The organism is Flavitalea flava (genome assembly GCF_054461575.1).
Genome location: NZ_JBTLQH010000001.1, coordinates 584,374 through 606,892 on the forward strand (window position 1 = coordinate 584,374; position 22,519 = coordinate 606,892).

Annotated in this window: 15 protein-coding genes; 9 read left to right on the plus strand and 6 right to left on the minus strand. The window is 47.5% G+C overall.

What is annotated here, in order from left to right:
- The first annotated feature begins 11 nt into the window (after positions 1–11).
- The 6 genes from ACX0G9_RS02045 (at position 12) to ACX0G9_RS02070 (ending at position 11,492) form a co-directional block, all read left to right on the plus strand.
- Positions 12–2,117, plus strand: a complete 2,106-nt coding sequence (locus tag ACX0G9_RS02045; RefSeq protein ID WP_459063177.1) for an alpha-L-fucosidase — start codon at positions 12–14, stop codon at positions 2,115–2,117.
- A gap of 143 nt (positions 2,118–2,260) precedes the next feature.
- Positions 2,261–2,824: an RNA polymerase sigma factor gene (locus tag ACX0G9_RS02050; RefSeq protein ID WP_459063178.1), complete on the plus strand. Its 564-nt coding sequence runs from the start codon at positions 2,261–2,263 to the stop codon at positions 2,822–2,824.
- Between the two features lie 86 nt (positions 2,825–2,910).
- Complete coding sequence (locus ACX0G9_RS02055) at positions 2,911–4,026, plus strand: FecR family protein (RefSeq protein WP_459063179.1); 1,116 nt, start codon at positions 2,911–2,913, stop codon at positions 4,024–4,026.
- Between the two features lie 44 nt (positions 4,027–4,070).
- Complete coding sequence (locus ACX0G9_RS02060) at positions 4,071–7,358, plus strand: SusC/RagA family TonB-linked outer membrane protein (RefSeq protein ID WP_459063180.1); 3,288 nt, start codon at positions 4,071–4,073, stop codon at positions 7,356–7,358.
- A gap of 20 nt (positions 7,359–7,378) precedes the next feature.
- Positions 7,379–9,142 carry a RagB/SusD family nutrient uptake outer membrane protein gene (locus ACX0G9_RS02065; RefSeq protein ID WP_459063181.1) on the plus strand — a complete coding sequence of 588 codons (1,764 nt, stop codon included), beginning with the start codon at positions 7,379–7,381 and terminating at the stop codon, positions 9,140–9,142.
- A 190-nt stretch (positions 9,143–9,332) separates the two neighbouring features.
- Positions 9,333–11,492, plus strand: a complete 2,160-nt coding sequence (locus ACX0G9_RS02070; RefSeq protein WP_459063182.1) for an alpha-galactosidase — start codon at positions 9,333–9,335, stop codon at positions 11,490–11,492.
- Between the two features lie 47 nt (positions 11,493–11,539).
- Here ACX0G9_RS02070 and ACX0G9_RS02075 read toward each other — a convergent pair whose 3' ends face one another.
- The 6 genes from ACX0G9_RS02075 to ACX0G9_RS02100 form a co-directional block, all read right to left on the minus strand.
- The gene (locus ACX0G9_RS02075) at positions 11,540–12,577 is read right to left on the minus strand and encodes a GntR family transcriptional regulator (protein ID WP_459063183.1); all 1,038 of its coding nucleotides are present in this window, start codon (positions 12,575–12,577) and stop codon (positions 11,540–11,542) included.
- A 103-nt stretch (positions 12,578–12,680) separates the two neighbouring features.
- A complete protein-coding gene (locus tag ACX0G9_RS02080; RefSeq protein WP_459063184.1) occupies positions 12,681–14,651 on the minus strand; it encodes a hypothetical protein in 1,971 nt (656 codons plus the stop codon).
- On the minus strand, positions 14,651–15,670 hold the full coding sequence (locus ACX0G9_RS02085; RefSeq protein WP_459063185.1) for a substrate-binding domain-containing protein: 1,020 nt from the start codon (positions 15,668–15,670) through the stop codon (positions 14,651–14,653). The genes ACX0G9_RS02080 and ACX0G9_RS02085 overlap by 1 nt, the downstream gene beginning before the upstream one ends.
- 16 nt (positions 15,671–15,686) lie before the next feature.
- Positions 15,687–16,631 (minus strand): ABC transporter permease, encoded by a 945-nt coding sequence (locus tag ACX0G9_RS02090; RefSeq protein ID WP_459063186.1) that lies wholly within the window; start codon positions 16,629–16,631, stop codon positions 15,687–15,689.
- A gap of 43 nt (positions 16,632–16,674) precedes the next feature.
- Positions 16,675–18,147, minus strand: coding sequence for a sugar ABC transporter ATP-binding protein (locus tag ACX0G9_RS02095; RefSeq protein ID WP_459063187.1), 1,473 nt, complete (start codon positions 18,145–18,147; stop codon positions 16,675–16,677).
- A gap of 11 nt (positions 18,148–18,158) precedes the next feature.
- Positions 18,159–19,205 (minus strand): Gfo/Idh/MocA family protein, encoded by a 1,047-nt coding sequence (locus ACX0G9_RS02100; RefSeq protein ID WP_459063188.1) that lies wholly within the window; start codon positions 19,203–19,205, stop codon positions 18,159–18,161.
- Between the two features lie 148 nt (positions 19,206–19,353).
- Here ACX0G9_RS02100 and ACX0G9_RS02105 point away from each other — a divergent pair, with 148 nt between their 5' ends.
- From ACX0G9_RS02105 to ACX0G9_RS02115, 3 genes are all read left to right on the plus strand, one after another.
- Positions 19,354–20,178 carry a sugar phosphate isomerase/epimerase family protein gene (locus ACX0G9_RS02105; protein ID WP_459063189.1) on the plus strand — a complete coding sequence of 275 codons (825 nt, stop codon included), beginning with the start codon at positions 19,354–19,356 and terminating at the stop codon, positions 20,176–20,178.
- A 36-nt stretch (positions 20,179–20,214) separates the two neighbouring features.
- Complete coding sequence (locus ACX0G9_RS02110) at positions 20,215–21,048, plus strand: phosphogluconate dehydrogenase C-terminal domain-containing protein (protein WP_459063190.1); 834 nt, start codon at positions 20,215–20,217, stop codon at positions 21,046–21,048.
- A gap of 68 nt (positions 21,049–21,116) precedes the next feature.
- On the plus strand, positions 21,117–22,514 hold the full coding sequence (locus tag ACX0G9_RS02115; RefSeq protein WP_459063191.1) for a glycoside hydrolase family 140 protein: 1,398 nt from the start codon (positions 21,117–21,119) through the stop codon (positions 22,512–22,514).
- Positions 22,515–22,519: the final 5 nt, after the last annotated feature.

Sequence of the window (22,519 nt, forward strand, 5' to 3'; positions counted from 1 at the left end):
GCAAATAGTCTATGAATAGAATGCTTGTATGGGGCATAATATTTCTCTTTTTTTTGCCGGCCCTTAGCCATGCCCAGCAGAACGCGCCTAACGCACCGAAGCCGTATGGCCCGGTTCCCTCCGAAAACCAGCTGCGTTGGCAGAACATGGAATACTATGCCTTTCTCCATTTTTCGATCAACACTTTCACCGACCAGGAGTGGGGCTCCGGGGGCGACGATGTGAAAATTTTTAACCCCGACAGCCTGGACTGCCGCCAATGGGCGCGCGTTTGCAAGGAAGCCGGTATGAAAGGGATCATCCTGACGGCAAAACACCATTCCGGATTTTGTCTGTGGCCGTCGAAATACACGGAGTACTCCGTTAAAAATTCTCCCTGGAAAAATGGTAAAGGCGACATCGTTCGTGAATTGGCGAATGCCTGCAGGGAATATGGCTTGAAGTTAGGCGTATACCTGTCGCCCTGGGATAGGAATTACGCCGGTTATGGCCGGCCGGAATATATTACCTATTTCAGGAACCAACTCAGGGAACTGCTCACTAACTACGGCGATATATTCGAAATATGGTTCGACGGGGCCAATGGCGGTTCGGGTTATTACGGCGGCGCCAATGAGACCCGGACCATCGATAGAAAAACCTATTACGACTGGAAAAATACATACAGGCTGATCCGCGGGCTGCAGCCCGGGATCGTCATCTGGAACGACGGAGGAGACAGGGGCGATCTGCGATGGGTGGGAACGGAAGGCGGCAACGTCGGTGAAACGAACTGGAGCCTGCTGGACTCTACAGGAGATGTCCCCTGGAATATGTTGCATTACGGACTGGAGAACGGGAACGCGTGGGTGCCCGGCGAAGTGAATACCTCCATCCGCCCGGGATGGTTCTACCATGAATATGAGGACTCCAGGGTGAAGACCTTGCCGCAGTTGCTGGACACTTATTACAGCTCGTTCGGCCGTAATGGGACCTTGCTGTTGAACTTCCCGATTGACAGACATGGTCTGATACATAAAAATGATTCGCTGGCCTCTCTGCAGTTGGCCCGTGCAGTAAAGGTGGCATTTTCACTGGACCTTGCTGCAGGAGTAAAAATTACGGCTTCCAATGTTCGCAGTAATGCAAAAGCGTTCGCAGCAGACAAGGCGACGGACGGTAAAAATGCTACTTATTGGGCAACGGATGATAGAGTAAGCTCCGCATCGATGACCCTGGATTTCGGGAAGCCTACAATTTTTAATTGCTTTATGGCACAGGAATATATCCGCCTGGGGCAGCGGGTCAAAGCCTTTACGGTAGCGGCGATGGTGGATGGAAACTGGAAAGAGCTGGCGAAGGCTACGACCATCGGTTATCGGCGTATCCTCCGGTTTCCCGCCGTAAAGACAACTCAGCTTCGTTTTACCATTACGGACGCGAAAGCCTGTCCGGCGATCTCCAATATTGGTATCTATAATGTCCCTCCTGTTCTGACCTCTCCTGCTATCACCAGGAATAAGACCGGAGAAATAATCATCAGCATAGCCGATAGCGAATCGGCTATCTATTACACGCTGGATGGCAGCATTCCGACCAGTCGATCGCAAAAATATACAGGTCCGGTGAAGACGGACGGTAAATTGGAGGTGCAAGCCATTGCCTTCGATCTTTCGTTGGGGAAAAGCAGTCCTGTGAGCCGCGAGCAATTCGATATTCCCCACATGAATTGGAAGATAGTAGGCACCGGTGATGTGAAGGCGGCCGGCATTATCGATGGCGATCCGCATTCGGCCTGGCACCAGGATGGAGAAAAGAAGATGACGGTGGATGTCGTGATCGACCTGGGTGAGGAGGTAAACCTTTCCGGGTTCCGGTACCTGCCTGACCAGGACAGGCATGCAGGCGTCATTACGAACTACCGGTTCTTCGCTTCGACGGATGGGCAGCAATGGCAACTGGCAGACGAAGGGGAATTCTCCAATATCAACAACAACCCTTTGTGGCAGGTTAAAAAATTTATCTCGGTGAAGGCACGGTACATCAAACTTCGCGCCTTACATAATACCCAGGGGAACGATGATGCGGGGTACGCTGAAATAGACGTGATCACGGATGCGGATTCCAACCGTCCATAGTCAATATCCCGACGTAAACTTATGATGAGGGGCAAAGTCAGGATTAATTGCTTTTCTTAGGCACTTCCATTGTTAATGTAATGATAATGTCAAATGACTTTTGGATATCTCTAATTTTGCAGAGCCTGCAAATGCGGGAGCCCATGAACAATATCATTGATATCTCAGCTGTTAAGGAGGGTAATGAAAAGGCCTTTGTAAATATGTACTACCAGTTAAACGGAAGGGTATTTAACTTTTTCATGAAGAAGACCCGTGTTGTGGAAATGGCCAAAGACCTTACCCAGCAATGTTTCATAAGGCTTTATCAATACCGTTCGTCTCTTTCTCTTGCCCACCCTCCGGAGAAGCAGGTATATATAATAGCCAAATCCGTTCTGATCAATCACCTCCGTCAGGAGGGCAGGAAAAAAGTCAGGGAAATAAAATACATCAGGGAACGTTTTCCCGATGGAAAGGCCGTCGACCCATTCGATAGCCGATTCGAAACGGCAGACTATATCGATAAACTTACCGTGCAATTGTCCCCTGTGCGCAAAAGAGTCATCCTCCTGAAGACAAAGCTGGGTTTATCCAACAAGGAGATCGCAGATGAACTTTCCATTTCCGTAAAAACGGTCGAGAACCATATAACCAAAGCCAATCAACATCTGCGGTTGATCTCGTCCGAAATGTTACTACTACTGTTAATCTGCTCCTGCTCCTGAATCCGGGATTTCAATGTTACCAAAATGTTACCGGTAGGGGATTGACTCCTCCGGCGGTGTACATATAAAAAAACAATTTACCATCCATGCAGCCGGGCCAGCAATTGATCGATCGATTTTATAGAGGGACATGCACCCCGGAAGAGGCGAAGCTGGTGATGGACTGGATGCTGGAGAAAGAGCGGGGTTCCTCCGGTGATGCAGAATGGACGGAGATCTCCCCGGTGGGTAATTACCCGGAAAATTATCCCGTGGAAATGCTTGCCTTTATCGAAGCGAATCATTCGAAGAAGACTGATGACATTCCCCATAAGCCAGGTGACCGGCAAAGCGCTTCAGATGAAGGGCAACGGATGATCCCTTTCCATTTTCCGGCCTTGAGGTGGGCGATGGCTGCAGCCTGTTTGCTGCTGTTTGCAGGTCTGTCAATCGTCATTTGGAACAAGAGTAAACGAACCCTTGCCGTTAATCCGGCAATTGCCGTGAATGTAGAGACCCCTCCTGCAAAAATTCAGCGGCTTGCCAGCTTTAATGCGCCTGTCAAACGTCCATCGACTATACGACTGGCAGATGGTTCGACCGTGATTTTGTCTCCGGGTTCCACCTTACGATACGATTCCCTGGCCTATGATCAAAATGACCGGGTTCTTTTCCTGGAAGGGAAGGCCGTCTTTTCTGTCGCTCCGCAAAAGAATAAGCCTTTCCGGGTAAATGCAAATGGGTTTTCTACTACTGCCCTCGGGACCCGTTTTATGGTGGCGACACGCACCGCTGGGGCTATACAAGTGCGATTATACTCCGGAAAAGTGGTGGTCCGGTATACCGGCACGCCCACCAAACCCATGCAGGATTTTTATCTCCAACCAGGAGATGAGTTGGTATATGACAGCAAGATGCGTCAATCGGTGGTAAGCCGCTTTGAATCTTTGAATGAAAAGGCGGGACTTGCCACCCGTACACGAAAGGATATTAAAATGTCCGGCGACACATTGGTATTCGATAATGCTCCTCTGGCAGACGTGCTGGATCTGTTGCACAAGCGTTACCATGTTGCCATCCAATATAATAAATCTATCCTTTCGGATGCCTGGTTCACGGGTCAGCTATTACCCCAAGACCCGATCGAGCTGATTTTAAAAACAGTAACACGTATTAACAAACTGACACTGATTGCTGCCGATGATGGGTTTATTATCAGGTAAACCAGGGTTCAATTCATCTTTTCAACAATGCTAAACTAAAACAAATGGGAAAAGCTAAAAAGCTCTTCAGGGGCATCGCATGCCTCCTATGCATCCTGCTGCTAACCGAAGGAGTCTTCGCTCAAAAAAGTGTAACGGACGTTCATGGTACCGTTGTAAGTGTTAAAGGTTCATCCCTGGCCGCGGTCACTGTTTCAGCCACTGACAAAACAAACGGCCAGGTTTATCATACTGTGACGGATTCCAGCGGAGACTTTGTATTTCATGCTTTTCAGGTAGGAGGCGAATATGATTTTCATTTTTCCACCATCGGCTACGAGAAAGGAGAGTTTTTAGGTTTTAAGGTGAAAGGTATTGGGAAAAACCTATTGATGGTCCGGCTTCAGGAGAAAAGCGGTAGTCTTGATGATGTCGTTGTTGTGGGTTACGGTGTGCAGAAAAAAGTAAACCTGACCGGAGCCGTTGGTATGACGGATGCCAGAACCTTTGAGGATCGGCCTGCCTCTTCTGCAGCCCAGGCCTTGCAAGGCGCAATCCCCAATCTTAACATTACTTTTGGTGACGGGCGCCCTGGCAGCACAGGTACCTTCAATGTGCGCGGATTTGCATCCGTCACCAATACCACCGGAAGCCCGCTGATCCTCATCGATGGCGCCCCGGGCGATATCAATATGCTCAATCCCGCCGATATAGAATCCTTGTCTGTACTGAAGGATGCGTCTTCAGCAGCCATTTATGGAGCAAGGGGTGCTTTCGGGGTCATCCTGGTGACGACAAAACAAGCTAAAAAAGGCAGGCTGACTATAAATTATGGTTCCAGCTATAGCATACGCAGTATCACTACCAAAACTGATTTCCTTACCGACGGATTTGTTCAGGATTCTTTAGCCGATCTGGCCTTCTCCCGGAACGTGGGTAACAGCTATACGGGTTATACCTCCGCTGACTATGCGGAAATGAAGAAAAGGCAAACCGATAAATCCCTGCCTTCCGTTGTTATCCAGAACAGGACAGGTGTGCCGCAATACGTCTACTATGGAAATACCGATTGGTGGCATTTCCTTTTTCGTAAGAGCGAGCCCGGGATGGAACATCATTTCAATATCAGCGGCGGCAGTGAAAAAGTAGATTATATGTTGTCCGGCAGGTATTACCGTCAGGAAGGTATGTATCAGACTTATTTTTATAAAAATATTTACAATGCCTATAATTTTAGGGCAAAGGTAAATGCGCATGTCAATTCCTGGCTGACAGTGTCAACTAATACACAGTTCGGCGCCAATGATTATACTTACCCAGGTTATAGTCCTTATGCTACCGGCTATTATAATCATGCCATGGCTTCTTATGTGCCGAAAAACCCGGACGGGTCTTTCTTTTTCCGCACTAACCTGAACAATTACGGCGCCTATGAGTTTGCCGATCTGCAAAATGGCAAATCACATGGTGGCACACATAATTATAATTTTTCCAATACGATCGGGTTTACTGCTAAAATCCTCCAGGGGCTTTCCATTACCGGCAACTATACCTATGAACTGGCGCCATATTCGAGCTATCAGCGGCAGGCACTGATCCCCTGGTCCGTATATCCTGGTACCCTCGCCAAGGCAGGAAATGATCAGCTTACGGAAAGTTCCAATACGGATCAGCATCATTCGGTAAATCTGTATGGAAATTATGAGAAAAGCCTGGGACGACATAACCTTAAACTTACGGTGGGTTACAACGAAGAGGTACAGAAATTCAAGGTGATTTCGGTTTCAAAACGCAACCTGCTCTCGGATGATCTTAATCAGATAGATCTCGGAACTACCGCGGCGACGGCTAACGGCAGCGCCGGGGAATGGGCGCTTTTAGGTTACTTCGGACGCCTGAACTATGACTATGCCGGAAAATACCTTCTTGAGGTAAATGGCCGTTATGACGGCAGCTCACGGTTTCCCGCCGGCCACCGTTATGGTTTCTTTCCTTCGGTGTCTGCCGGGTGGCGTATCAGCAAAGAGGCTTTTTTCGGATCCCTGTCCGATATCATTCCGGAACTGAAGATCCGTGGTTCCTACGGTGCACTGGGCAACCAGGATCTGGGTAATAGAAACGAACCGTCTATTCTTTATCCGTATGTGCCTGTCATGAACAGCGGACAGACCAACTGGGTCACCGATGGTAACAAAACGCAGGTGTTGAGTGCTCCTGCACCGGTGACCCCGGATTTCACCTGGGAACGGTCGGCGACCCTGAACTTCGGGATCGATGCGTCCCTGTTAAAGAATCGTCTGCAGTTCAGCTATGACAGGTATCGCCGCAGGACTACCAATATGCTGATCCCAGGATTGACTCTTCCTGCAGTATTCGGCGCGGCTTCGCCGAGGCAGAATGCGGGGGACCTGGAGACGAACGGTTTCGAACTTTCCATAAAATGGCAGGACAATGGTCGGTTGGCAGGCAAGGCCTTTGGTTACAGTTTCGGCCTGGCCTTGTCCGATTATACGGCCAGGATCACCAAATTCGATAACCCGAATAAATTGCTTGGCGATCCTACCAGCCCCAATTACTATAAAGGTCAGCAACTGGGGGAAATGTGGGGTTATAGCACGGATGGGTATTTCAAGAGCGACCAGGAAGCATTGGCTTATCCCATCAACCAGGATTATATCGATCAGGATCAGCGGGTTTCTTCACCTGGTGAATGGAGCAAGCTGCATGCCGGCGACCTGAAATTTAAAGACCTGAATAATGATGGCGTCGTCAATAACGGAAAAAATACTGTCAATGATCATGGTGACATGCGGCATATAGGTAATTCCCTGCCGCGCTATTCATTCGGGATCAATGCCGGTTTTAACTGGAACAATTTTGATCTCTCGGTTTTCTTCCAGGGAATCGGCAAACAAAACTGGTATCCGAATGTGGAGTCTTCTTTGTTCTGGGGACAATATGGTCGTCCCTATACCTCCTTTATTCCGAAAGATTTTGTGAGCAAGATCTGGAGCCCGACCAATACCAATGCTTATTTCCCCTTGCTAAGAGGGTATAGCTCCTATTCCGGAGGCGACCTTGCCGTATATAACGACAAATACCTGCAGAACATCGCTTATATCCGTCTGAAGAACCTTACCATTGGCTATAATTTTCCAGGAGAATTAATGAAACGATGGAAGATGCAGCGGCTGCGTTTGTATTTCACAGGCCAGAATCTGGTCACCTTAACCAAATTGAAGTCGAAATATATCGATCCGGAACAGGTTGCACCTGGATCCGCCTCTGATGTCGGCGGCCGTGATTATCCATTCACCAAACAGTATTCTCTCGGTCTGGATCTTAATTTCTAATCCTTAAACTTCATTATAAAATGAAAAAAATAGTTGTTTGTGCCGTTGCGGGCTGGGTGCTGCTATCGGCTTGTTCCAAGATCCTCGACCAACAGCCGCTCTCACAGATCTCGCCGGACAATGGCTTTAACTCGGAGAGTGAGCTGCAGTTGTATGTACGGTCGTTCTACGACAATATGGTGCCGGACGCGGATAACCCGGCAAAAGAGTTCACCACCTTGTATGCTGAGTCTGCCAACACCATTGTATTGAATGGTCTTAGCCAGGAACAGACAGGCAACCGGCCGATCCCGGTTGCGGGCGGGGGCTGGGACTGGTCAAATCTGCGCAACGTCAATTATTTTATCCAAAACTTCAGCCGGGGAGGCCTGGATACCTCTGTGACCTATAAGTATCTGGCTGTCGCAAAATTTTTCCGCGCCTATTTCTATTCCAGCATGGTACAGCACTTCGGCGATGTGCCCTGGTATTCGAAAGCCCTGGATGTCAATGATAAGACCGAATTGTTCAAGGCGCGTGATCCGCGTACCCTGGTAATGGACTCAGTCGTTAATGATATCGATTTTGCGGTCGCGCACCTGGGCACCGGCAAGAACGTTCAGGAAGTGACAAAATGGACGGCGCTGGCGCTGAAATCAAGGGTTTGCCTTTTCGAAGGTACATTCCGGAAATACCATACAGAATTCTCCCTGCCGGATGCGATGCGCTTTCTCCAACTTTCATCCGATGCTGCTTCCTCCCTGATCAATTCGGGGGTATATACTACCTATAAAAGTTCTCCGGATATTGCGTATCGTGACCTGTTCGCTTCGCTGGCTCCTATTTCCGATGAGATCATTTTATCGCGGCAGTATAGTGCCTCCCTCCAGGTTTTTCACAATGTCAACTATTATACGACAGCTCCTTCTTTTGGTAAGCCCGGTCTGGAAAAAAGTTTCGTAAACAGCTACCTGATGAAGGACGGCTCCCGGTTTACGGATATTTCCCGTTATGATACCCTGCAATTTTTCAAAGAGACGCAGAACCGTGATCCGCGCCTTTCGCAGACGATTCGCACGGCCGGTTATACCCGGCTGGACGGGAATGTAGTATTGCAGCCCTCTTACAGCGGTTCGGTCACCGGTTACCAGTTGATCAAATTCGTTACGGGTGCGGCAAATGACGCGTTGGGGAAATCTCCTAACTCTCTGCCTGTATTTCGTTATGCGGAACTGCTGTTGAATTATGCAGAGGCTAAGGCCGAACAGGGAACTATCACGCAGTCGGATATCGATAAGTCCATTAAGCTCCTGCGGGATCGGGTAGGGATGCCATCTTTGAACCTGGTAGCGGCCAATGCAAACCCGGATCCCTATCTTGCTACTCAATTTACCCAGGTGAGCGGAGCGAATGCCGGTATCCTGCTGGAAATAAGGCGGGAACGCCGCATCGAACTAATAATGGAAGGCTTTACCTGGAATGACCTGATGCGCTGGAAGGAAGGTCACCTCCTGGCGGTACCATTCAAGGGGGCCTACTTTCCTGGCGCGGGTAACTTTGACCTGGATGGAGATGGCGTGACCGACCTGGTGATCTGGTCGGGGACACAGCCCTCCACGCCGAATGCACAGTTGCTGCAACTGGGAACGGACGTGACCCTGGAAAATGGGGCTTCCGGCGGCAATATCATCGTCAACGGGAGCATCCCGAAGACCTTTCACGAGAACCGTGATTACCTGTATCCTCTGCCTACCCAGGAGCTGCTGCTGAATCCGAATCTGGTGCAGAATCCTAACTGGCAATAAATAGTTGGATGATTTGGTTTTCAATAAAAGGGATGCCTCAAATTATTTTTGAGGCATCCCTTTTATTTTATTTGTCAAGGACAGAAGATTATGCCACTGATCCAGGAATGGCAGAACAAGGGATAGCCTGATTTTTATCCTCAAATTTTCGTAATTTGCCCGTTACATAACTCTACTCTACTATAATAGCATGTATATAAAAAAATATCTCCTTACAATCATCCTGAGTACGCTGGTTTTGACCGCCCGGACTCAAAAACCAGGTTCAGACATACGAAATTCTTTTTTTACTATTCATCCTGGTAAGGGTGATCACCTATGGACTTACCGAATGGCAGGTGGAAAAGAACTGGCTATCGGGGTACCTGTCTTTGTAATCGACAGCAACAAGTTGCAGGCCTTTGTTAAGGAGTTTACCATTCATACCGCCACCGATCTTCCCAATGGTACCAAAGAGCAGATTTTTGAAGGGCCTCTGGTGGTGGACTCATCCATAAATTTGTCCATTACCTTCCGTTGGGCAAAAGACAACCCAATGGTAAGGTTTCGGTATATCCTGACGAGCAACGGACATCATCATTTCAGTAAACCGAACGGAACAGATGAATTGCGCTACCTTTCGTTATCTCTGAAGGGCCAAACACATTTCAAGGAAATCCGCTTATCCGATTTCAACGAGCGAACCCATGCTACGCACCCTGGAGAATTCCCGATCGGGAAAAAGGAATTCGACGATAGTTCGGCGGTAATGGGACCCATGTTGGAAGGGAGAGATGACAGTTCTTCCTTTTTGCTGGCTTATGAGCACGGATCTACCTTCCCGAACCGGTTTTTAGAGTTTTGTCTTTCTTCCGCCCATTCAGCTTCTTCTTCTGCCTATTCAGTGTCTTTGAAGGCTGTCAAAGGAAATTACCTGGACGGTCAACCGCTGGACGGCCAGCATAATTTTGAGACGATCTGGTTCGAGATTGGCGGTATCGATGGGAATGAAGATAAGCTGGCCTCTAATTACCGAACTTTTATTTTGAAATATATATCACAAAACCTGGAAAGCCGCAAACCCTATATCTATTATAATACCTGGGGTCGGCAAGAGCGGACTAAATGGGCGGGCGGCAAATATCTGTCTAGCATGAATCTGGCCATCACGCTGAAGGAAATTGAGGTGGCCCACCGGATGGGTATCGAAGTCTATGTGCTGGATGCAGGGTGGTTCACCACTACCGGAGACTGGCGGGTCAATACGCAGTTTTTCCCCGATAGTCTGCGCCAGGTTAAAGCCCTTCTTGACCAATACGGGATGAAACTAGGCTTATGGTTCAATCCAACAGTCGCCGCTCTTTCCTCAGCTATGTTGAAAAGGAATACCAACTTCAGGATGGAATGGCAGGGAAAGAAGGATAATCCTTTTCCCATCTGGGAAACGGAAAATAGTGTGCGGTTTGACCTTGTAAGCCCTTATTGGAATGATTTTGCCGATAAGCTGATCCAACTTATATGGGAACTGGGCGTCGTATACTTTAAATGGGATGCAGTTGAGCAATATGGATGTGACGGGCCGGGCCATTACCACGGAACGGCAACCAATAGCCGGCAGGAAAGAGCCGACAGTTATGCTTTCCAGCTACCAACTTATATGTCCAAAGTGATCGATAAGGTATGTGCGGTGGCGCCGCAGGCCATTTTCGATTTCGATATCACGGAACCGGGCAGAAGCATGGGATTGGAATTCCTTTCCTCCGGTAAATATTTTATCATGAACAATGGTCCTTATTTTGATAATTATAACCTGGCGGTCCCCGGCCAAAGCCCTCTATCGAATGGTAATACGAATATATTTGTCAATCCGGGTCCTGCAAGGGGATGGATCACGCGTTCGGTGCTGGCCTATGACAAATGGATTCCTTCCATCCTTTTTCTAACCCATTATCAACCTGATGAGCCCCGAAATTCGCAGCTCATTAATGTGGCTTCACTAATAGCAGGCCAAAATGGGATCTGGGGTGAAATTCTCAAGACCTCGCCGGAAGGCATCGAACTTTTTCATACCGTACTGGATAAATATAAGCAGGTAAGGGGCGATGTTACCTTGAGTGAACTATTTCGAATCGGAGAACCCGGCGATAGCCCGGAAATTGTAGAAAAGATCAATGGGGTTACGGGCAGAGGAATGGTCACTCTCTTCGCTAATAAGGCGGGCCAGTACCAGTATATAACGGAACATCCCGTTGACAGGCAGGTATGGCATACTCCGGATACGAAAGTAAGTTATGATGCTGCCGGCCGGGCCATCATACAGGCAGATTTCCAGGGCAGCAGTGCCAGGATCGTATTTTTTGGTATACAATAGTCAATAGATACAATAGTTTAGGGGAGCAATAAATGGTAAAGAAATAGTTACAGGGTCTGTCTGATGATCAGTTTACTGGGGTTATGGAATTTTACTTTGGTATTTTCAACGATCATCCTGGCGGCCGTTTTGCCCATCAGTTCGAAATCAGTGGAAATAGTGGTAATGCCATTAAGCAGTATTTCTTTTAAAGGGGTATCGTCATAGGAGATCAGACCGATGTCGCTCCCCACCTGCCATTTATGCGAATAGACTTGCTTCACGAATTTTACCAGGTCACTGTCAGAGAAAAGCAAATAGGCTTCTCCGGTCTTAATCCGGTTTACATCGAGCTGCTCGGAAAAGGAAACAGGCATATTCGCATTTTTGGCAAATTTTTTAATCCCTGCAATAATGCCGGAAGGGATATATTGGAAATGGTCTTTTCCGAGGCTGATAATGAGTTTCTCATATTTACGTAACAAGGGAGCCGCCTGCATTAAAGAATTAAAGGCATCCTTCTCAAAATCCTGGAAAACGGATGCATACCCGTTTTGGAGTGCGGGTATATCTTTGTCGATGATCAGCAATTTCTCTTTGGGTATCTTTGCCACAATAGAGGATACATCCGTATCGAAATGAGGCATGATGACATAACTGTTGAAATTTCCCAGGTTATTTTCAATCAGACTTGCAAACAGTTTTTTGTTGTAGTGATGAAAATAAACGCTCATCTGTGAGCTAACCGGGAGCGAATTTTTAAAAGCATTATACAGCACTTCCTTATAGGCATTAAAAGTATCGAAGAGGACAAAAACGTTCCATTCATTACGTACTTTGGTACTGGCGACATAAAAACCCTTTCCATGCTTGGACATGATAACGCCCCGGGCCTTTAATTCATCGTAGCTCTTTGATACGGTTGCCTTGGCCAATTGATATTCTTCAGCAAGTTCGCTGATGGAGGGCAACTGATCACCTCTTGATATTATCCCCTTTTCTATGGAGATAATAATATTCTCAACGATTTGAAGATATTTAGGTTTTGGCAGATTATCGTCAACCAATATCAACTCCTGTTTTGAATTCGACTGTCTGAATGCCATAATCTTCAATTAAACTAATTGGTGCTAATAAGTTAAGGTGCTGTTTTCCTGGGATAGTAGAGTATAGTATACTGATCCGCAATATACAATTTTTTAAATAATGTCATATCTCTTTGAGGAATACAATACTGAATGGCGGTAGCCTCAACAACCTTTCTACGGGACAGATTTCCGCAGGACGATATCTTAAAGAAAGGAAAGAGGAAGGATTGGAAAGGAAGGTGTTGTAATTAGCCGTTGTCAGTTCTTTTACGCTTAGCCGGTTACCCGGCTTTTGTGGAATTGACCAGTGGATTTCCTGACTGGAGCCTGTAAAATTGCATAAAATGAATAGTCGTTCCCCCTGCCGGTTGGCAACTGTCAGGACATCTGCAACCAGCGGCCGCTCTGAGAGGGTGTGCAGGAGCTGAACCGGTTTAAAAGCATACAATTCCTGCAGTAACAAATATACAGGATATACACGCTGTTCCTGACTATCCTGATGATCGGGCATAATGCCCCCGGGACCTATACCCTGAAATAAAGTGATCTTTTGTGCACGACCCAGGTATTTTATAGCCAGGGAGGTCCAGGCTGCCAGGAATAAGGAAGATTGTCTGGAATCTGCTTCCCAGGGAGACATATAATTTCTAATCGGTGATCTGCCTGCTAAACAAGTATCATAACGCATTTTCAGGGTAATGGGGGAAATGGCTAAGGGCAATTCCGGTGCCACTTCGATTGCGGTCTTAACCGTCTGGGCCTGCGCTGCCAGGTTCTCTACCAAGGATAAATAATCATCCGCATGCATCTGGGGGTTGATCGAATAAGCTGTAAAATCGACCAACCTGTTCCTTTTAAAATTACGGTTCCACTCTGCGAAAAAACCATCGGTGCCAATCCCATATTGAATATCCGGATATAAGGATCTAAACAGGGGTATTAATTCATCCTGAAGGGAAAGGGGAGTGAAATCGTGTTTTTCATCCAGGAGAAGAACGGACTGAATAAATCGACTTTCGCCATTTAAGGCCCGTAACAAGACCTTGCCTTCCTCCAGATAATTATCAGAAAAGAAGATGACCAGTTCCATCCTTACCTTAAGACGTTGGCAATCGGTTAAGGCCTCCCGCCAATAAGGATACCAATCCAAATAGAGTCTTATATCGACCCGGTAATGGTCGAAGGGCACCTGTTGCAACAGCAGGATTTGGGCACCGGTCGACTCCCCTAAGACAGGACCTTTGCTGTAACCCAGACAAGGGAATGGATAGGAAGATTCCCCAATTACCAGATTTACAGGAAAGGCCTCTCTGTAATCTTTGGTTTCAGGTTTGTAATCTTTGGTTTCCGGTCTGTAATCTTTGGTTTCCGGGTAATCAGGGATAATTACTTTTATGACTACTGACTGATGAACCTTATCTCCTGTTGCGACCATTATGGGATAAACTTCACTGAGCGGCGTCGAATATATCTTATAGGAAGCGTCGGTCCAATTTCGTTGATCTTCTGCCTCGAATACATCCCCCTTCAAACTAACGGCGATCTGTGTATTCTGTTGGGTGGTCCAGGTGACAGATCGTATATCCTGGAAAATCTGGTGAGGGGAAACCCGAATGGGAAATAATTTCGTTTCCGGTATTCCCGTTGAATGTTCTACCAGTGCTTCACGTCCCTGGCAGGTATCAATAGGCAAATGAAGACATATGCCTATCCGGTTACGCAGGAAAGAGCATAATGCAGCTCCTTCGAATGAATAGCTGATTTCGTTGGCGGAGGTTCCCCGGATGGTGACATAAGCCTTATAAAGGGCATCTTTCCACCCATATTCGCAGAAATAAGTTATCAGAAAGGAACTGGAACCCTGCACGACAGTCTGGTCCCGGATCCCAAACGGGACATTGAGCCAGTTCTCGTTCCTCACGGTGGAGTATACTTTACGGATAAGTTCCTCCTGTCCATACGAGATATAACGAATCCATCCATTTTCATAAACACAGGTGAGCAAGCCCGCCTTTAAAAATAAACGTTCATGCAATTCCGAAGGAGATCCGGTGAACAATTGCTCCTCTGTTTCCTTGGGTATTGGGGACATTAAAAAAAGCTTATATTTTGTTTGTCAACCCCGATACTGCCGGTTGATACTTTGTCCGGTACCGGTAATATTCCTGCACGGGTATCATTTTGAGAGAATTGTAGAGAGGGATGTCGCATCGTAAACAGGAATTGGGCGCCGAGGGTGGCGAACAATTCTCTTTTTTGACCTACGGCATAATCCAGTATTCCTTCTTTTATCAATCTTACATGTTCTGGTTCCGCATCTATACAGGTTAGCTTTATCTTTCCGGCTTTGCCTGCTTCCCTGACGGACAGACACATCCCGGGTCCTGAATTGGAGTCGAATCCGGCAATGCCTTCAAGGTCCGGATTGGCTGCTATCAGGTCTGCCGTTATTTTAGCTGCTGTTTCTACGTTGGCTTTATCATCATATTTACCCATAAAATGAATGGCCGGGTATTTTTTTATTACATCCTGTAAGCCCAGCATGCCGGCTTCCATATTTTCCTGGCCTAATATTCCCAAACAAGCTACTTTACCTTTTCCCTGCAGAAGCTTAACCATTCGTTCTCCTAACAATCTGCCCATTTCGTACCAATTACTCCCGATAAAACAGTGCCTGCGGGAACCGGGTATCTCCGAATCATAAACAATAGTGGGGATACCGGCGTCAACGGCCTTATTGATGGCCTGCGCGATTCCCGGGTCGGTGCCGTTGATCAGCAGGCCAGCCGGGTGCGAAGGAATTACCTGCTCGATTGTTGCAATTTGTGCAGACACATCCCATTCGGCCGGTCCGAGAATAGTGGTCTTGATATTCATTTTACGGCCCCAGGCCAGGAAGGCAGCCTGTTCATGTCGTACGTATAAGGGTAGGTTTATAGAGGTGGTGATCATGATATATTCTTCTTTGCCGGAAGTAGGCAGGATACCGGCGTTATGGTCTTTTTGTGTGAGGATAGGATTATAGGCATCGCTTTTACCATCGAGGGGAGGCGGCTCACAGGAAGGTGTCAGCAAGACCATACAGAAACAGCAAAAAAGGTTCATTTTCATCCTGTAATTTTTATTCTTAACCGGTGCTCTTTTTTAAGAGTCTGTCAAGTGCAACGGCAATGATCAATATGGTTCCCAATATAATCTCCTGCCAATAACCGGAAATACGGCCAATGATCAGGATATTGTTTATAATACCCATAAATGCCGTCCCCAGAAAAGCACCCGGTATTTTCCCCTGGCCTCCCGAAAGACTGGCGCCGCCTAAAATAACGGCTGTGATCACCCGTAATTCCATCCCCCTTCCGGAGGTTGAGAAAGCGGCTCCCAGTCGGGACGATAGTAATATCCCTGCAATCCCGGCGAGAAAAGAAGCAATGACAAAAGCCCATATCTTCATACGCCTTACGGGAATTCCCGATAAATAGGCGGCCTTTTCATTACTGCCGATGAAATAGTAGCGCCGGAAAAAATAGCTATTTTTTACCAATATCGAAAGAACGACTACAATAATAGCCATATACCAAATGGGCGCTTGTAAATGGAGAAGCTTCGACTGACCAAAATAAAGATAGCCATAAGGGAAATGCTGAATACCTGAGCCACTGAGCATTAATGCGAAGCCCCGCAGGATGCCCATCATGGCAAGGGTTTGGATCATTGGATTGATCCCTGCCCTGGCGATGAGAAATCCATTGGTGAGACCGACAAACAAGGAGCCGGTCAGCGCCGCCAGGGTAGCTGCCAGGAAATTCATCTGGTAATAATACATCAGATAGCCAGCCAGGCCTCCGGAAAAAGCGACCAGGGAACCTACGGACAGATCGAACATTCCGGATATCATAAGTATCATCATGCCGACTGCGACAATGGCATCGATGGAAAAATTAAGGAGAATCTGCGAAAAATTCTGTGCCGTAAAAAAAGTATCCGGAAATACGATGGCCGCTCCCGCGCATACCAAGGCCAGGGTTAACCCTAAGGCGATGACTCTGTTTTGAAGATATTTTCCCGGATTCATAAACAACATTTTTAAATTACATGGGACCTTATCCCGGCGATTCTTATAAGGCAGCAAACCGCATCAGGATTTCCTCCGTCGCCTCTTCCTTGGAGAGGATAGCCACCAGTTTGCCCATACGCATAACCCCGATCCGGTCGCATAATAAAAGCAGTTCGGATAATTCGCCTGAAATCAGTAAAATACTTTTTCCTTCAGTGGTCAAATGTTTCAAAAGATCATAGATATCCTTCTTGGAGCCTATATCGACACCTTGGGTGGGTTCATGGGCAATCAGGATATCGGGACCGGTGCTCAGGCACCTGGCCAGAATTGTTTTTTGTTGATTCCCACCGCTTAGGGTTTGAATTTCCTGGTCCAAAGAAGACATCTTAATACCCAGTGCGGTCTTATTGCCGGCAAGCATTCTTCGCATTTCTTTTTTGTTGATGAATCCACAGGACGAAGGACGACCTGCCATTCCAGCCAACATATTTTCCATCACGCTCAATTGAGGGTAAACGGCCAGCGATTTGCGTTCTTCCGGCAAATAGACAATACCGTTTTTTACAGCTTCTGCGGGAGTTCGTATAGAGACGGCGATCCCCTGTAGCTTTATTTGTCCTGTCTGAATACGTCCGGCTCCAAAAATGGCCCTGGCCAAATCTCCCTTGCCCGAACCGTCCAAACCGGCCAGGCCGAATATTTCACCTTTATGCAATTCCAGGCTGATATCCGAGAACCGTTCACCGGAAAGGCCATGAAGGCCGAGCGCTATATCTTTTCGGACCGTTGACCGGTATGACGTCTGTTTTATTTCGCGACCGATCATTAAGCGAATAAGCCTGTCCTCACAAATCTCGCCTGCAGGAAAACTACCCTGGCATTTTCCATCCTTCAGAACGGTGATACGATCCGCAATAACTCCAATTTCGGCCATACGATGCGAAATATAGATTATAGCCACACCGGATTGTTTTAAATCCAGAATAATACGGAAGAGTATCGCCGTCTCCTGCTGCGTAAGGGAAGCGGTAGGTTCGTCCAATATCCACAACCGGGGTTTTACAGCAAGGGATTTGGCTATCTCTATCATTTGCTGTTGAGCGGAGGAGAGCATGCCTGCCGGTATTGATGGATTAATATCCGGTAATCCCAATTGCCGGAGTAAGCCGGCAGCCTGCTTATGGAGTCTTTTTAAGTCGATAAAACCAAACCGGTTACGGGGCTGGCGGTCGGGGAAAATGTTTTCGGCGACGCTCAAAGCAGCGCTTATACTCTTTTCCTGGTGGACAATGCCGACTCCCCTTTCGATAGAATCCGCAGGTTTGGCAAATACCACCGGGGTTCCGTCCAGAAAAAAGGCCCCGCTATCCGGTTGCTGATTTCCCGCTATAAGATGCATGAGGGTACTCTTTCCAGCGCCGTTTTCTCCGCAGATGGCATGAACCTCTCCGGGATAAATTTCCAGGGAAATTCCATCAAGGGCTTTAATGCCCGAAAATAGTCTGGTGATATTCTGCAATCGTAGATGCATATTACGGGGGCTCATTTTTGCATTACAGGCAGATTTTCCAGTTTCAATAAAGTATTTGTTTTCGCCGATTCATAGGCCGCCCAAACAAGTTTAACGGTTTCCAGGTTATCGGCCCCTGTGGTTTCAGCACTTGTTTTCCCCTGCAACGCTTCCAGTATATTCCGGTTGCAATCCACAATGCTGCTATGGACCACCGCATAATCCGGGTCTGCCCAGGGGTAGAAGACGGGGCTTACAATGGTAGGAACCGTTTGCCGGGGCGTAGTAACCTTCAATTCGAAATCATGTGTTAAATGAAGGGATCCGCCCGCGCCTTCAAGTAGGACAAATGTCTGGGGAAAGGATTCTTTTTCCAGGATGGATGAATAACTCATTTCGGCATAACAATGAATCCCGCTTTTCATTTTCATCATGACATTGGCTACATCCTCCCCTCTGATAGACGGGTTTACGGTGGCTGTCTGGCAATATAGCGACTCGGCTTCACCGAAAAGGAAACGGCATATATCCAGGATATGCGAACCAATATCGATTAGTATGAATTTCTCTAGTTCTGCCAGAAAAGGCTGGTTATTAAACACAGGGAAGGCAGAGCAAAAGCTAACCCTGGCTTTAAAAGGAATGCCGATAATGCCGCTGTCCATTATTTCTTTTAGTTTCCGGATAGGGGCCTGCCACCGGAAATTCTCATGGATGAACAGCGGGACATTCGCCTGGTCACATTGTTTCAGCATTTTAATACCTGCCTGCAGGGTTGGGGCCATGGGTTTCTGACAGATCACGGCAACGCCATGCCTGGCGGCCATAGCCGTAAACAGGGGATGTGTATCTACATCTGTTATGATATCCACGAAGTCCAGCTCTTCTTCGCGGAAAAGTTGCTCCGCATCGTCATAACAGCGGGGAACATTGAATTGCACGGCAAGAGCTTCCGCTTTGGAAAGTGTCCTGTTATATAAGGCTACCAATTCAATTCCCTCAAGCTCGAACCATGCCTTGATCTGGTATTGAGACCAGTACCCGCAACCCAGGACAGCGAAGCGTAATTTTTTTTGCATGATTAATGGAAAATGATTTTTTTTTGAAAAAATGGCCTAGCTTAGCATCATTACTCTACTGTACTCTACTATTTAGCGATCGAAAATAAGGATTTTTTTTTAGAAATTTTTTTTTCAAAAAAATAAAACGGATAAACTGAATGCGGTTATGCAATTAGGGATCAGTTCGTATACTTATGGATGGGCCTTCGATCTGAAAGACCATGTGCAGATGCGGCCGGTAGATGAAACCGATCTTATCCGCCTGGCTGTATCCCATGGGATTTCGGTATTACAGGTGGGGGACAATCTTCCCTTGCATGATTTTTCGGATGACAGGCTGATTGCTTTTAAAGAAAGGTTGAATGAGCATAAAATCAGGTTGGAAATCGGGGCCAGGAAAATGACCCCGGAACTCCTGGAGAGGTATATCGGAATCTGTGGCCGGATGAATGCCAGGGTACTCCGTTTTGTCATCGATGAGCAAGGCTTCCGGCCCGGGCTACATGAAATAATCAGGAGCATCCGGTTGCAATTACCTGTTTTGGAACAAAACAACCTTATACTGGCATTGGAGAATCACGACAGATTCAAGGCAAAGGATCTTAAAGAGGTCATGGAAAAGATCGGTTCCAAACAGGTAGGAATTTGCCTGGATACCGCAAATTCACTGGGCGCGGCCGAGGGCATCGATGCCGTGGGCGAATTGCTGGCTCCTTATACAGTAAACCTGCATATAAAGGATTTCGGGATCCGGAGAATGCCGCATGGACAGGGTTTTATCATGGACGGCAGAATAGCGGGCCAGGGCATGCTGGACATTCCCGGCCTGATTGCACAACTCATGCCCTATCATCGTTGCGAAACCTGCATCCTGGAACAGTGGGTACCCCCGGAAGCGGATCCTGATCTTACCCTGGAAAAAGAACGGTCATGGGCGGATCAGGCCATCCGGTATCTTAAAACCATACCGGGTCTTGCAGGGAATTCATGAAAAAAGTAACACCTTATAAAAAAAATAAAATTAAATATGATAACTATATCTTTAGTAGGCGCCGGAGGAAAAATGGGTCTTCGGCTGACAGATAATTTTCTGAAAAATCCCCAATATAAGGTTCACTATCTTGAAGTAGGAGTAGCGGGCATTTCCGCGCTGAAGCAGCGCGGGGTCGAGGTCTCCGGACAAGAAGACGCCCTTCCTGCAAGCGATGCGGTCATACTGGCCTTGCCGGATATCGCGATCAGGGATCTTTCCGCCAGGATCATACCGCTCATGAAACCAGGTGCACTGGTATTGACGCTGGACCCGGCGGCTCCCCTGGATGGAGCTGTTTACCACCGGGACGATCTTGGGTATGTGATAGCCCATCCCTGCCATCCTTCCGTTTTCAATTGGGAACCGACCGAAGAGGCATTCAGGGATTTTTACGGCGGGATATCGGCTAAACAGAGTATTGTCGTTGCTTTACTATTTGGCGCGGAACCCCATTACGATCTGGGCCGTATGATCGCAGAACACATGTATGCCCCCATTGATCATACCCATCGGATTTCGCTGGAGCAAATGGCGATACTGGAGCCCGCTATGGTAGAAACATTGGCGCAGACCTGTATGGAAGTAGTCAAAGAAGGTTACGATAAGATCGTCTCTCTGGGCGTACCTGAGCATGCCGCCAGGGATTTTGTGCTGGGACATTTACGGATACAGATGGCCGTTCTGTTCAGGGAGGTTAACGGATCGTTCAGCGATGCGGCCTATAAGATCAGCAAACGGGCAAAACCCATCCTTTTCCGGGAAAACTGGCAACGAATATTCGAGATGGAGGATATAAAGGAGCAGGTAAGGGATATTACGGGAAGATAGATTGTCCTGCTATTATTTGCCGCGCAGATTTTATATTTTCGTAGAAGTAATAAAAATCAACCTGACGTATGCGGATCATGCCATATGCTACCGGAACCGGCAAACTGCAAAAGGTTCTGCTGACCTTACTCTTTCCTGTCATTTTTATGACGGGATTTGCCCAGTTCACCGTCAGCAGTAACGGGAGGAATTTACTAAGAGAGGGTAAACCCTTTTTCTGGCTTGGGGACACCGGCTGGGAGTTATTTCACCGCCTTACCCTGGCTCAGGCCGGTCAATATTTCAAGCGAAGAAGTGAACAGGGTTTCACCGTCATTCAGGCGGTTGCCCTTGCTGAATTCAATGGTCTGCATTCGCCGAATGCTTTCGGCAATCTGCCCTTGAAGAATGACGATCCTGCAAAACCCAACGAAGCCTATTTTCGCAACGTGGACGATATGATCGATCTGGCGAATACTTACGGATTGGTCATCGGATTTTTACCAACCTGGGGAGACAAGGTAAATAAGGCATGGGGAGAAGGCCCGGAGATTTTTACCCCTGCCAATGCGAAAATTTATGGTAAATGGCTTGGTAAGCGATATAAGAACAGGACGAACATTATCTGGATACTTGGAGGCGACAGGAATCCGCAGAATCCAACACAGATCGATTTATGGCGCGAAATGGCGGCAGGCATCACCGAAGGGGTGGGTCCGGTGGGTAAACCCATGATCAGCTATCACCCTCAGCCAAATGCCCGTGGCTCGGGAGAATTTTTTTATGACGATGAATGGTTCTCTTTTAATATGTTCCAGAACGGACATTGCCGTGACGCAGCCGTCTATGAAAAGATAAAGGATTCCTATGAACGGATGCCCGTTAAACCCGTGCTTGATGCCGAACCGATCTATGAAGATCATCCCGTTTGTTTCAACGTGCAGGATCTGGGCACTTCGACTGCGTATGACGTGAGGAGATATGCCTATCTTGAATTATTCGCCGGGGCTTGCGGACATACCTATGGCTGTCATGATATCTGGCAGTTCTATTCCCCCGATCGTCCCGCCGTCAATGGCCCGCATATATACTGGCAGCAGGCTATGGAACTTCCAGGCGCCAACCAGATGAAGTACGTTAAACAGCTTATCCTGGCAAGGCCTGCTTCAGATCGTTTACCTGATCAATCGCTGATTCTGGAGAACGGGCTCGCCGCGTCGGAGCGGATCCAGGCTGCAAGGGGAAAGGATTATCTGTTCGTCTACACGGCAGCAGGAAAACCGTTTACCCTAAATTTGGGAAAAATAAGCGGTTCAAACCTGAATACCTGTTGGTATGACCCCCGCAGCGGCAAGACGATAAAATCCGATATGATCGTGAACAAAGGAACTCATTTCTTTACGCCTCCCGGCAGTGGTTATGGGCAGGATTGGATCCTGATCGCCGATGACGCAGACAAAAATTACCCGGTACCGGATAACAAATAAACACT